This window comes from Candidatus Villigracilis affinis (assembly GCF_016705895.1).
Classification (GTDB): Bacteria; Chloroflexota; Anaerolineae; order Anaerolineales; family Villigracilaceae; genus Villigracilis; species Villigracilis affinis.
In genome coordinates this window covers 1-13188 of record NZ_JADJKT010000034.1, presented here as the reverse complement: position 1 = coordinate 13188, position 13188 = coordinate 1, and the positions used below count along the sequence as shown (strand labels likewise).

At 55.1% G+C, this 13188-nt stretch carries 14 protein-coding genes; 3 read left to right on the top strand and 11 right to left on the bottom strand.

What is annotated here, in order from left to right; genetic code table 11:
- Positions 1 to 99 precede the first annotated feature (99 nt).
- From IPI86_RS14990 to IPI86_RS14940, 11 genes are all read right to left on the bottom strand, one after another.
- Complete coding sequence (locus IPI86_RS14990; protein WP_345298814.1) at positions 100 to 918, bottom strand: hypothetical protein; 819 nt, start codon at positions 916 to 918, stop codon at positions 100 to 102.
- Between the two features lie 139 nt (positions 919 to 1057).
- Entirely contained in the window at positions 1058 to 1345 is a 288-nt protein-coding gene (locus tag IPI86_RS14985) for a hypothetical protein (protein ID WP_345298813.1), read from the bottom strand.
- 53 nt (positions 1346 to 1398) lie between these two features.
- Positions 1399 to 2217: a hypothetical protein gene (locus tag IPI86_RS14980; RefSeq protein WP_345298812.1), complete on the bottom strand. Its 819-nt coding sequence runs from the start codon at positions 2215 to 2217 to the stop codon at positions 1399 to 1401.
- 182 nt (positions 2218 to 2399) lie between these two features.
- Positions 2400 to 2738: a hypothetical protein gene (locus tag IPI86_RS14975; protein ID WP_345298811.1), complete on the bottom strand. Its 339-nt coding sequence runs from the start codon at positions 2736 to 2738 to the stop codon at positions 2400 to 2402.
- A 124-nt stretch (positions 2739 to 2862) separates the two neighbouring features.
- Positions 2863 to 3546, bottom strand: a complete 684-nt coding sequence (locus IPI86_RS14970; protein WP_345298816.1) for a type IV secretory system conjugative DNA transfer family protein — start codon at positions 3544 to 3546, stop codon at positions 2863 to 2865.
- A gap of 140 nt (positions 3547 to 3686) precedes the next feature.
- Positions 3687 to 5318 (bottom strand): hypothetical protein, encoded by a 1632-nt coding sequence (locus tag IPI86_RS14965; protein WP_345298810.1) that lies wholly within the window; start codon positions 5316 to 5318, stop codon positions 3687 to 3689.
- Positions 5315 to 6856, bottom strand: coding sequence for a hypothetical protein (locus IPI86_RS14960; protein ID WP_345298809.1), 1542 nt, complete (start codon positions 6854 to 6856; stop codon positions 5315 to 5317). The genes IPI86_RS14965 and IPI86_RS14960 overlap by 4 nt, the downstream gene beginning before the upstream one ends.
- Before the next feature lie 406 nt (positions 6857 to 7262).
- Positions 7263 to 7463: a hypothetical protein gene (locus IPI86_RS14955; protein WP_345298808.1), complete on the bottom strand. Its 201-nt coding sequence runs from the start codon at positions 7461 to 7463 to the stop codon at positions 7263 to 7265.
- A 251-nt stretch (positions 7464 to 7714) separates the two neighbouring features.
- Positions 7715 to 8461, bottom strand: a complete 747-nt coding sequence (locus IPI86_RS14950; protein WP_345298807.1) for a hypothetical protein — start codon at positions 8459 to 8461, stop codon at positions 7715 to 7717.
- 103 nt (positions 8462 to 8564) lie between these two features.
- Positions 8565 to 9146: an acyl-CoA reductase gene (locus IPI86_RS14945; protein ID WP_345298806.1), complete on the bottom strand. Its 582-nt coding sequence runs from the start codon at positions 9144 to 9146 to the stop codon at positions 8565 to 8567.
- Positions 9035 to 10045, bottom strand: a complete 1011-nt coding sequence (locus IPI86_RS14940; protein WP_345298805.1) for an acyl-CoA reductase — start codon at positions 10043 to 10045, stop codon at positions 9035 to 9037. Before IPI86_RS14940 ends, IPI86_RS14945 begins: the two co-directional genes overlap by 112 nt.
- A gap of 167 nt (positions 10046 to 10212) precedes the next feature.
- Between IPI86_RS14940 and dnaE the strand changes: the two genes are divergently transcribed.
- From dnaE to IPI86_RS14925, 3 genes are read left to right on the top strand one after another with little or no spacing between them, the layout of a single operon-like run.
- Positions 10213 to 12192 (top strand): DNA polymerase III subunit alpha, encoded by a 1980-nt coding sequence (gene dnaE / locus IPI86_RS14935; RefSeq protein ID WP_345298815.1) that lies wholly within the window; start codon positions 10213 to 10215, stop codon positions 12190 to 12192.
- Positions 12189 to 12542 carry a hypothetical protein gene (locus tag IPI86_RS14930; protein WP_345298804.1) on the top strand — a complete coding sequence of 118 codons (354 nt, stop codon included), beginning with the start codon at positions 12189 to 12191 and terminating at the stop codon, positions 12540 to 12542. The genes dnaE and IPI86_RS14930 overlap by 4 nt, the downstream gene beginning before the upstream one ends.
- Positions 12517 to 12999: a hypothetical protein gene (locus tag IPI86_RS14925; protein ID WP_345298803.1), complete on the top strand. Its 483-nt coding sequence runs from the start codon at positions 12517 to 12519 to the stop codon at positions 12997 to 12999. Before IPI86_RS14930 ends, IPI86_RS14925 begins: the two co-directional genes overlap by 26 nt.
- Positions 13000 to 13188 lie beyond the last annotated feature (189 nt).

Genomic DNA, 13188 nt, shown 5'->3' with positions numbered 1-13188 from the left:
TTGTCGTTCGTTTCCCATGCTAATCAAAGCACCGAAGAAGATCACGGCAGATGCCACTACAATTGCAAGAATTATTTCCATTTTTTCTTTTCCTTGAATTTATTTGTTTTCGATAGAGTCGTCTTTTGCTCGTGTGGACATGTATTTGAACATTTCGCCCAATCGTTCCAATGCTTTGGGGCGCGGATCCACCACACTAGCCGACGCAATCACCATGAATAGACCCAGCAAGCCAATGATCTGCCAAAGCGGTAGGGAGGACCGAGCAGGCTCAGGTGTTTCTTCTGGCACAGGAGTGATCAATACCAAAGTCGGTGTCGGCGGTATTTGGGTTGCTACTGGCGTTATCGAAGGCATCAAAGTGCTGGTCGCTGTTGGAGATGGAGTCAGAGTGGCGGTCGATGTTGCCACCTCCGGGATCACGATCCTACCCGCATCCTGTCCACATAATCCATTCACATCACATGCCACTGCCAGAACTGGGTATTCCCCAACTGGCGCCAATGTTCCATCCCCAAAGCGCCGATCCCATTTCACGATATAGGAATTCTTGCCGGGATCAAAGTCCAACACCAACTCCTTCCAACGCTTTTGCGGATCACGGATCGTTACTTGAATGCTGGCAATCGGAAAGTGATTGGGGGAAACCTTCAGCGTTCCGGTCTCCCAAATCCACCACCGTTCTGTGATGGACACGGCAGGCGGGGCATTGTCCACAGTCAACGCAACTGAAACCAAATCGCCAACATTGCCGGCGCGATCCCTGCCGCGCATCTGGATGGTGTACTCGCCATTGGGCACTTCACCGGAATGCCAGATGTAAGACCAGCCATCTCCTGCGCTCATCGAGACTGCCTGCCAGGTGTTCCCTCCATCGACCGAGATTTCACCGCCCGCCGGACCGGACGTACCATCCACCAAACTTCCACTAAGCGTACATCACCCTGCACAACCTCTCCATTGGAATGGGAGGTGATTTGAGCGACCGGAGGAACCGTGTCTATACGGATTACTCTGGATGCCGTCACTTCATTTCCAGCCACATCCCTGGCGTGGATCAAGGCAGCATGTGACCCATCTGTGAAGTGGATGGGTGGAGTGACCCAACTTGCTCCACCATCGGTGCTTGCCAGAGGGATGCAAGTCCTGAGATCGCATCGGTCGCCGTTGCCGACAGATCCACCTCCGAGACATACCAGCCATTCCTGCCATCGACAGGCGGAAGGATGACCTCAAGATCAGGTGGAGTCCCATCCCGCTGCCACGTGGATAAACCACTGGCGGTCCGCCCACTGGTTGAAGTCACAGTGTAGTTGGCTGTACCAGTTCCCTCCGGTAAAGGCAAGTCACAGGAATCTCCACATGTAAACGGTACTCCGTTCAAATCACCGGCGATGGTCACATCAAACCCCTGCGGATCACCGGCAGAGAGTTCCAGAGTCTCATTCCTCGGCACCAACCGGCATCGCCCCACAAATCACAAACCACAACTCCTGTAATTTGCGGCGGCAGCGGCGTCGGTGTGGGCGATGGGGTATTGGTATAGGTCGCCGTGGGCGTATACGTCATGGTCGGCGTGAAGGTCAACGTCGGCGTCAGACTGGGTGTAAAGGTTGCTGTCGGCGTGCGAGTTATGGTCGGTGTGAACGTGGGTGTCCGCGACGGGGTGGGTGTGGCAGTGGACGGTGGACCGATGTATTCCACGTCGATGGAACGAAAATCCACATAGCCGCCGGAAGCGGTCAGGGACCAGGAACGACAGCCAGCTGGAACAGCAATAGCCATACTCACAAACCCTGGGAGTCCAGAGCCTGTTTGCAAGTACCATGTATCCACAGAGGAACATGCCCGCAACACGGCATTGCCCACACTTGAGTCAGGCGTAAAGCCGACCATGATCTCGAAGTATGAAACATCGCGGTCAAAGGAGCCGCTGGCAACGCCGCCATTCCCCAGCCGCGTGACCCACTCGGAACAATTGGAACCACAAAATGTTCCACCTTCCTCGGGTGGAAGCGAGGATCCATCGCGATGGGTGATGTACACATACTGGGCAGAACCACTCCAGTCGATGTAGCCAGAATTATGCGCCTGATCATAGGTTCTTCCCTCCGGCAATGAATACGCCGCCAGAGGCGCTGCATGGGTGGACGCGGATGTCCACAAAAAGAGAATGGGAAGGAATAGGATTATCCCAATCCATTGATAACGCTTCATAACTAACTCCTAATATTCCTGGAAATCCCGGATGCCGAGATGGAACAGGAAGAACAACAAAATCACCAACGCCAGAAGCACAAGACAGGCGATCATGAAGACCTTGAGCGGGAATCACGAGTCCCAGCAGATAGCCAGCAAAGATGCCGACGCCCAAGCCGGCAAGGAAGCGCATCATCTCACTACCCAGTTTCCGATTCCACGATCATCTTCAACCGCACGGGGTCCAGGTTGCGCCACCAGGCAATTTCAAAGGAAATGGTGCGGTATTCCCAAAGCATGCCCTGCGCCGGCAGGGACTCCAGCCAGGTCTTCAGAGCCGACTTGAATCCTTCCTGCAAGTCTGTCCCTCGAAGCACGGCAATATCCATGTCAAAGACATTGCCTGCGAGGACCTTCATGCTGCCGCTATGAGCCGCCAGCCAATTCAGGAACATTCGCAAACGCTGGTCATCGAGCTGAAAGACTTGCGTCCCAATATCCAAAACCATTTGGTCGATCAAACCATTTAACTCACTCATCGATCCCATCCATTGTCTCGCCGGGACATTCTCCAGGCGGAATAAATAACGCCAATACACGTCAATACGCAGGCAAGCGAACCGCCACACACCACCAACAGAAAACGCAACATCATCGCTGTCATCAGAAACCCAACCGCCTTTCATCCTCCACCGGCGCGGGCTGGCGGATCTGGGTGTTGTTCTGTTCTTCGAGCCACACCGCCAGAAACTCATCCAGGAGGTGGGACAGATTCCTGGGGAGCATGTCCCGCAGCGCACTCGATGCTTTTTCCTGCCATCCATCCGCTGGCAGATAATCCGTGGGATGAGCAGCAATCACTTCCTCGATCAATGCCCGGACTCTCGAAGCATCCGCACGCGGCAAAGGTTTAATCTGCGTCAACGTCGGTGGCTGCCATCTTCCGCCGATACGCGCGCGCAACCAGCACTGCAGCGAAGGCAGGTCGAGGGTCATGTTGCCGTAACGCACCGTGGAACTCAACGTGGCGCGGATCAGGTCGGCATCCTCCGGATCAGGCGAGAAGAACATCTGCGTGGAGGTATTGGCGAGCATCGCCTGCACGACCGGCTCCATGCCTTCCACTTTGCGCATCATCGAAAGCGACTGCGCCAGCACGAACATGCGCGCGCCGAACTTCGCGCCTTCTGCAAGCATGGACTCCAGTCGCATGCCCGAACCGATCTCCTGCGCTTCATCCACGATGAAATAAAACGGCACAGGCTTTTCCAGGGTCGCCTTGCGATAGGCGGCATCGAAGACGTTGTAGAGAACGCCAGCAGTCAGTCTTGCGCCTTCACGTCCCATCTCGCCGGAAGGCAGGCGCAACACGATCCAGGCGCGTTCATCGATCCACTTATTCAAATCCACAAAGCGTTCCTGATGCATGGCGGAGAACAACCAGGGTGATAACTCCAATGCCATGACCTTGGAGAGCACAGGGCTGATCACCTCCGTGATCCAATTCTGACTCTTTTTATCCTCCTCCCCGACCTGACCCAATAAGGCATCGAGCGCCAGCGCACCCATGCGTTCGCCGGGCGGCAGCAGGCCATTGCCGTGTGCCGCCATTTCTTATTGAAGGCCATGAAAACGATATGCAGGAGTCCGAGCCCGGCTTCCGGATGGTGCTGGTTCCAGACATGCGCCAGACGAAACAATCCCAATAGCGCCGCCTGCATACGTGGACCCCAGTAGTCATCCCAAATACGCCGACCGACCTGCACGATGGCATTGCCTGCCCAGGTGAAGTCGGGAACGGCAAGAAGATTCAGGGGGATAACCTGCGGCTGATCCGGAGTGATGACACGTAATCTCTTGATTGCTTTTTGTTTTTGTTCCTCCGGCAATTGAGTAATCGCATCGAGAAAGGCATCTGCAAGCGACACATGTGGATCGACCAGAAAAATACCTGGCGCATCATCGCCTTTGGCAATCAACTGCTCCAGCATCGCATACACAAAGGAAGATTTACCCGAACGGCTACCGCCTGTCGCAAGACCATGTCCATCCGGATCGACCCCGACCAGCGCGCCGGTCGCGACACTCTGCCCGATCTTGAAACCAGCTTCGAGCAACGGTTGTGATGGCGGCGGTGCCGGCACTTCCTGCCAGACAGCGCGGTCCAACAAGCCCGATCCTTCGCCTAGTTGCAGCGGGGCAATGAGTCCGGCAAGTTCGCCAGCTGGTAATGGGAAGGTGTGTTTCTGGATTGCGGGCCAGGCTGATTCAAGTTGTTGCCACGACTGTTCACCAGCCAGCAGTGGAAGTTGGATCGGTTCAGAGATGGAAAAGGCAACCTTCAACAACGGCTCCTGTATCCGTCTCTCCACAACTTCCTTGGGGATCGATCTCCAGGCAAGCCAGTCTCGAATGCCCAAAGCCGAGGCAACACAGATCGTGATGCCGGCGATCACGAACATGGAGACCCCAAAGGGATTGAACCAACCGGCGAACAAAATCCCGCCACTGATACCTGCCATGATCATCCCGAGAAATAGCCCGGCGCGCAGGAAGTCCAATTGCAAACCCCAGGAATTGGGCGTGTCATTGCCGACGCCGCCTTCCGTGCCATACGAGTAAGAAGACAGGCTGCGCAACTTCTCCTGCAGTTGATCTTCGTTGCCGAGGAGCCATAAACGAAGACTGGCGTCCTTTCCCTCGCGAGCTGTGCTGATCAACCGGCTGCCGATGGCAAGCAATGGATCGCTATCTTTCGCTGAGGCGATCAGGGATGGCAAACGATTGGATGTATGCAAGGCATATCCATCGGATTGAACCTTCACGATGCCCAGACTGCGCCATCTGGAATGTTGTCCGGTCATGGCAGACCAGGAATGCACGACTCCTTCTGCCACATGCGGAGGCAGATACAAGCGCACACGCAATCCCTTTGGGGATGCGATCCATTCCATGATCGTGGGAAACGGCAGTTGCGCGATCCAACCCATGACCTGCGCGCGCAGGTCATCCAATGCGTGTGGCGCAAAGAGCAGTTCCCATCCCTGCCATTCACCATTACAGAGCGGACATTGATCTGGAGCCGTAGCATGTTCATAGCCGCATTGAATACAAATCATCGCTGTACTCCCGTTGCCCCAAGTTGTTTCCAGAACTGGATCCATGTCGGCGGGATGGAAACCAACACCGGAAACAAAGCACCACGCCCCGCGGATGGAGCCGCAAGAAAGACTCGCGGAGGCAACCGTGAAGTAGTCTCAGCATTCTTCCTGGCTTCGCTTTCTGGAACGCCGAGGGAACGATAGAAGGCAAAGGCTTCATCCGGTCCGAGCCGACCGATGAAGGCGGTGGATGCCAGACTCAAGGAGGTGGGGTTCTTCATTAGGTCGGCAGGCAGATGCGTAATGAGCGTTACGCCAACACCGCGCTTGCGGGCACGGCGTCCTAATTCATCCAATAAATCAGTGAACGGACCACTGCGCAACAGACGCCAGCCTTCGTCGATGAAGATGTCCATCGGTTGTTTGCCGACCGTGACCGCATGATACAAAAACCATGCCAACACCGAATGCACAATGGCACGATTCTCTTCACGTAGGGAGGAGAGATCGAAGTTCCACCACTGACCGGCAGGGAAGTGCGGAGATAACAAGGCTTTGGGTCTATCGAAAAAGCCTTCGAAGAGTCCACCACGCATGAAGGGTCTGAGCAGCGCCAAAGGCATCGCAGCTTCGGGAACGTTGATCGTTCCCAAGGTCTCCACGAATTCCGCGATGGTCATCGCGCCGGGTCTGCGATCCCAACGTCTCTTCACGGCTTCATGCAAGGCAGCTTGCACACCGGGCGATAAGACCGACTCTCCAGCAAGAGAGGCGATCAGGAAACGGACAGCGAGTAATAACTCTGCCGGGTTCTCGCCTTGCAAGGGATGAATGAGGCAGGTTTCCTTGTCTTCGGGAATACCAGCCGGTACAACTCTTCCGCCCACGGCTTCACAGAGTTTGTTGTTCTCACCTTCGGGGTCGATGGAGATAACCGTCCTGCCTTGCAACAAACGTTGCAACATGATCCAGCGCAAGAGACTGGTCTTGCCCGCACCTGGTTCACCGAGGATCAATGTAGTTGCATGGGGAGGAGGTGGAACGGCGGGATCAAGCCCCTTGGTGAAAGAGAAGTGGATATCGCGTCCATCGCGGGCGTGAGTCCCGATCCAGACGGAATCCTCGACCGGCATGACCTGCCTGGAAGGTGCAGGCATCAAGGGTAGAGTTTCTTCGAGGAACAAAGTCGGCTCATCCAATCCGGGAAACAATTTTCCGCCCGGCTGGAAATGATGCAGGGCACGCTCGGCAATATAGAAGAGTCTCTGTGCTGTGAGTCCACGTGCGCGCAAATTCGATTCAATGACTCTTCTTGCCGCTTCTGCTTCTTCGAAGCGATTGCGCTCGACAAAGAGTGCGCTCATCAAGGCGATCTTGAAGGCCGGCTTGCCAAAGGTCAGTTCCGACTCCGCCGCATCCATCGCATGGTCGGCGGAGCGTTCCGCCATTGATGGTCGGCGACCGGTCTTCTCTGCCAGCGCCATCATGAAACCCTCGAAAAGCGTGCGACGCGCGCGTAATGACCCACGCAGAACATCCGGTGGTTCACGGCGCATGGACAAGGAATACATCACCGGCAGATTGGGATAAAAAACATCCGCGGATGAAAACGCGACCAGGACGGTCGGCTGTCATGCCGGGAACACCCCTTACACGCGCCGAGAGCGGCAGAGATAGCCGCCCGGAAAGGCAGATGATCTTCCAACACTTCCACCGCTTCGGAGGGCTATCGAGGCAACGAATTGATCTTGAGGGTTCAGGCATGGACGGCATGATGCAAAAAGGGGGGTTCGTCCTGAAGCGTAAGTCGAGGTTGGATTTAGATCCGGCTTGGTCCAGGTCGCAGGCGTAAGCAAAACGCACCCTCCGGTACATGCTCCCCGGACATCCGCAGCGAGTATTCCATGAAATCACCGTATGCCGACTGCACCCCGGCGCAGGAGATGATGTCCTCGCCGCCCATCAGTTCGCTGAAGCGCTGACGTTGTCTTCGATCCACGGACCCCTTCCAACCGCAGCGCATTCATCATCATAGTGAACCGTGATGCGGTCGCCGGTCAGGATGCCACCCCAATAGGTTTGAGCGAGTAGATCGAAATAACCGGCGCGACCGGTCTGTACTCCGCTGCGCGGTAAAGGTGTGCCATCCGGATCCAACACCATCGGGATGTTCCGGGGAAGACGGATAAACGCCTTTGGAACAGGCGATGCCAAGGTGTTGAGTTCGGTCATGCCAGGGACACGAAGACCTGATCGACGCCGTAAAACTTTTGAGGATGTCCTTCCAATCCGAAATGGTCTGGCGTCCTTGAAGCCGCCGCCCGTTAAAAGAACGGAGTCGGACGCAAAGACTCTCTCCTGTCCGGCAGCCAAACCTTCCACCGCCACATCCAAGAGATCCGTGGCGGATGCCATCAGGAAGACCCGCCGACCACGATACTCGCGCACCATCTTGTCGAAGAAATTTTGGTGAGACCGGCCTTGCGCGCCTTGAGCGTGACGATCTCACCCTTGGTCTTTAAGATGGCTTTGATGGTATCCATCGCGGTCAGGTCGCCGCGTTCCTGGGCGTGTTTCATGCGCATGGCCAGCGACATGAAATCCGCTGACATGGGCGCGTTGAACAAGCTGTGATATTCCGCTTCACTTCCTGCCAGCGCTGGACCGAAGTGCGTGATCAGGCGCATGGAGGCCTGCCGCCCACTGCGATAGGCGGGCCAGAAGACGGGCAGATGCAGATCGCGAATGCCCGGCATAAAGGCGTCGAGGAAGGTATAGGTGCCTTCGACCCAGGCTTCCTTTTCCGTTTGGCTGCGCGGAAAGAAACTCAACTTGCCGCTCGTGCCGGTTGAGTGAAAGACGAACATACCGGCATTATCCAAACGCGTCAGCCATTCATCAATCGTGTTCACGCCGCGCATGTCGAGAGTGGAAAGATCATGTGCGGTCAACTTGTTCAACCAGCGCGTCAATTCGGTGAACAACTTGCGCTCAATGAATGAGAACGGGTAATTCTTGTAGACCTGATGGGTGAAGAGGATGGTTGCAAGAGTCTCAAAGTCGTCGATGATCTTCACGCCCTGCTTTTCTGCCAGGGCATCCAAGGCGGGAATGTGCTCCTGTAAATGTTGGAAACGGGTTTGCGCCCAATACAGTTGCAAGGTGTCCAGTTCACTTTTGAAAGCGAGACAAGCTCTGGACCGGCAGGCGTGTCCAGGATTCGGGCGTGCCCGAAAGAATAGAGTTGGTCATGAAATGAATCTCCTAAAAAGTATGGTGTTTGAGGATCTGCCAGGCTTTGCGCAGATAGAAGCCGGGCAGTTCCCATTTGGTTGGATAAGACTCATCCAGGATCCAGCGGCAGGCGCGCCGCATGATCTCGGTTGAATTGAAGGGACCGCCGATGGAATAGTCCACGGTATGTCCGATGGAAATGAAACGGCACACGCCGCGCGCCACAAGGAGGTCGCGTAATGGCTTCTTGAGAGTTTCGGGGTAGATACCAACGGTCTGTGTGGAAGGATGGATGCGGTCTACGAGTTGAAGCGGATCATCAAAGGGAATGACTACGACGACTTTGTGCATGGGGAAGAAGTCGGGCAGTTCACCGGTGAGACTTACCACTACAGCGCCTTCGTTCCTGTCTCCGCCGACAACATAATAGAAATCGTCCTGGGCGCGGGTAGCGTTGATCTCATCGCGCAGGTCTGCCGGGAAATTCTTCGGCATGGCACTCAAGGATGGGTCTTGGTGCTGCATGTGATCATATAAACGTCGCGCATATTCCATCGCCTGACCAAGGGATGCCTGCACAAAATGGAAACGCGACGAACCGCAGGACTCCATGTTGAAGGAACCTGCATCCTTGGCGGTGCGTTTAGAACTTGTTCGATCTCCGCACTGGATTGGAAGGCTTCACGTCCCAAAATGGAGATGCTGAACTTTGGACCCAGGGCAATCACATCAATACCTGAGGCTTGCAGGTTGCCATGATTGAAGGTCGAGTTGATCCCACCCAGGGCGCCGCCCCAGGAGATGATCTTTTCCAGATAACGCGGTTGGATCAGTTCGTGCTCGAAGTCCTGCAGTTCCTTCGACCAATACACGACCGAGAAATGTTTGGTGACCGGATGATTTGAATCGACATCCATCATCGCGCCGACGATGGCAGAGGCGGTGAGCGGATCGTTTGGCGTGACCTTGATGATATTGTCCGACTTGATCAAGGCGGCGCGGGCGATGCTCAGGGCAGCCACGACCGGCACATTGCCTGATATGAAATGCAGGGTGCGTGCGCCATAGGCGCGTCGTCTTGCGATCTTGTCCGCATACGGCATCTCGACCCAGCCGTCCAGATACTTGGAGCCGATCTCGTTCTCGACCATTGTGCGCAATGCCAGCTTCGAGAACACAATCGGGATCAGGTCATAACTGCCGCGCACGATGGACTCCGGCAGGGCGCTGAACGGCACGCTGAAACGACAAGCCTGTTCCATGCGGGCATGATTAAGGGTCATGGCTTTGCCGGCTTCGGCAAGAAAGTCGATGATCTCACTGACACGCATGGAGGCAAAGTCGCGCTGGAGTTGTGCCGGATCCGAAAGCACGATCCGGTCAAGCAGGGGGCGCGGGTCGGGATATGAAAATTCAATCCTTTTGTCCCGGCTTTGATACAACAGATCCTGCGCGGCAATTTCCTGACCGCGCAGGATGAAGGGAATTGGGATGGGGTGATCGGATGACATGCGCGGGATGATAGCGGGCTGGGCTTGGGGGAGTATTCTTCATGTCGCTAATCATTGGTGGGAACGTTTACAATTGCCCTGATGTACGTTCATCTCACGACCCACTCTGCCTTCTCTTTGCAGGAAGGCTTGATGACTCCCACTGATTTGGTACAGGCGGCAAAGGCCTGTGGCATGTCGGCATTAGGCTGACTGATCACCATTTACTGACAGGCACCATTGAATTCGTCAAAGCCTGCAAGGATGCCGGCATTCAACCAGTGATCGGGTTGGAGATCGATCTGGAACAGGGGACACTTCAATTACTGGCAACCAGCACCGAAGGCTGGTCCAATCTTTGCCGGCTCAGCAGCGTGCTGGCTCTGCGCGATCATCCTGATGCTCCCTGTTCGTTGGAAACGCTTTTTCAATATTCCAAAGACCTGATCGCCTTATGTGAAGACCTGCAGGGATTACAAGATGGATTTGAAGATCGGTTGTATGTCCCCTTGCGAAATATATCCAGTGTTGGATCGCTATCCGCCCAGGCACGCAACCTTGGATTGCCGACCGTGGTCGCGCACCCGGTTTATTACCAGGCCCCGGAGCAAGCTCGATTACAAAAAACACTGGCTGCCATCAGACTCAATCAAACGGTTACCACTATTTCCCAGACAACCCTTGCCCCGGCAGATGCCTGGTTCATGCCTTCACAGATCATTGAAGAACGCTTCAAGGAATTTCCCGAAGCTCTACAAGCTACAATCGAAATAGCCGAACGATGTCGTTTCGATCTGCCGCTTGGCAAATCCCAAATGCCGGTCGTGCCCCTGCCAGAGGGCGTGACTGCCGCGCAACATTTACGCGATAAAGCCACAGCTGGAGCGATAGAAATCTATGGCGAGATCACACCTCAAATCCAGACACGACTCGATCATGAACTCGAAGTAATCTCCCATATGGGCTTCGAGCCGATCTTCCTGATCGTCGAGGACATCCTGAACTTTGCGCGCGAAACCGGAGTGCCTTATTCCTCACGCGGTTCAGCAGCTTCCTCGCTGGTTGCACATTGTCTGGGAATCACCAGTCCTGATCCATTACGATTGAACCTGTACTTCGAGCGTTTTCTCAATCCTGCCCGCGTCACACCTCCGGATATTGATACCGATTTGTGTTCCCGCAGACGCGACTCGGTCATCCAGCATGTCTTCGATACCTATGGCACTGACAAGGTGGCGATGGTGGGAACGATCAATCGCTACCGTCCACGTTCTGCACTTGCGGATGTCGCCAAGGCATATGGACTGGAACCTGCGAAGGTACGTGAACTTGCCAATCAATTGCCGCATGCCTGGTGGGCACGCTTCGAAGAATCCGAGGATGGTGAAGACCCACCCTCTCCATTTGCCGACCTGCGAACTGCTTATCCCGCTTATCAGTCCATCTTCGATGACGCCGAAGCCATCCTGAAATTGCCGCGTCATCTCTCCATGCATCCGGGCGGTGTCATCGTCGCACCTGATGCATTGACCGATCTTGTGCCGGTCATGAACTCGGGCGGCAAGGGTGTCGTCATCACCCAACTCGATCTCGACTCGGTGGAAGCCTTGGGTTTGGTGAAGATCGATCTACTAGGTATTCGAGGTCTCACTGTCGTCGGCGACGTGGCGGAGTTCGTGCAACAAAGTAAACCCGAACAATACGCAACTCCTTTAGCTGTCCTGGACTCCACTCCCTCCGTTGATGAAGCCACCTCCAATCGTATTGAGAAGGGCGAGACCATCGGCTGCTTCCAAATTGAAAGTCCGGGGATGCGTGGAACCTTGCGCGAGATCCATGCCCGCACCGAAGATGACATCATGGCAGCCCTGGCGCTGTATCGTCCCGGTCCACTCACCGGTGGACTCAAGGATGCTTTTGTGAGGCGTTTCAAGGGTGAGGAACCAGTCCGCCATCTTCATCCAGCGCTCGCGCCCTTGTTGGATGAGACCTTTGGGGTCATCCTGTATCAGGAACAGGTCTTGCGCATCGCCAATGAATTGGCAGGTTTCAGTCTCGCCGAAGCCGACTTGCTGCGGCGGGCGATGAGTCATTTCGATCCGGGCAAGAAGATGCAGGAGTTGGAGAGAAAATTCGTCAACGAAGTGCAAGCCCGCAGTGGGAAATGATGGCAGCCTTTGCCGGCTATGGTTTCCCCAAAGCGCATGCCGCTTCGTATGCTAGGATCGGCTGGCGCTCCGCCTGGTGCAAGGAATATTTTCCGGCAGAATTCATGGCGGCGGTGCTTGCCAATTGGGGCGGGTATTACAGTCAGCGTGTTTACTTGAGTGAAGCCAGACGACTGGGATTGAAAGTTCGTCCGCCACACGTGAATTATTCCCGACATCAGTTCTCTGTGCAAAGGATGATTGACGCGGAAGATCGTGCGCTCTTTATGGGACTCGGTCAGGTCAAGGAATTAACCCAACGTACGATTGGAAGAATTATCCAACATGCACCATTTACTTCCCTCGGATGATTTCCTTTCGCGTGTGGATCCACGCATGCAGGAAGCAGAACACCTTGCGAAGATCGGGGCATTGGATGGCTTTGGAAATATCCCCGCGATTTTGAAGCGACTACAAGCCGGCGGCTGGCAGCGTGATCAGATGAGTCTCTTTTCCTGGTCGGACACCAGTGAAGAGGATTGGAACCTGCAACAAAAGGTGGATGCCCAACTGGAAATTCTCGGCGCCAGCCTGGAAGCACACCCTCTTGAACTGGTGCAGGAGAAGATCAGCGGAGCCCTTTCCTCCGTTGATGCCGTGGGAAAGATCGGTCGGCGCGTGACCGTTGCCGGCGTGCGTCAGACCTCTCGCCGCAGCCGAACCGCCAAGGGCGACCTGATGCTCTTCCTGACCATCGAAGATCTTCAGGGAACGCTTGGATGTTATTCTCTTCCCGGACGTGTACCGGGTCGCAAAATCCTTTCTTGATTCAAATCCACCCATGTTGATCACAGGGGTGATGGAGATGGACAAGGAACGTGGGGAACCTTATTTACGGGCAGAAAAGGTAGCTTCCATTTCCTAATTTGACATATAGTTTGTTTCTCATCATAAGACCCCGCTTGGTTGATCGGCATTTATTCAAAGACTTCAACGGTACATGTCATCGCCCTCATA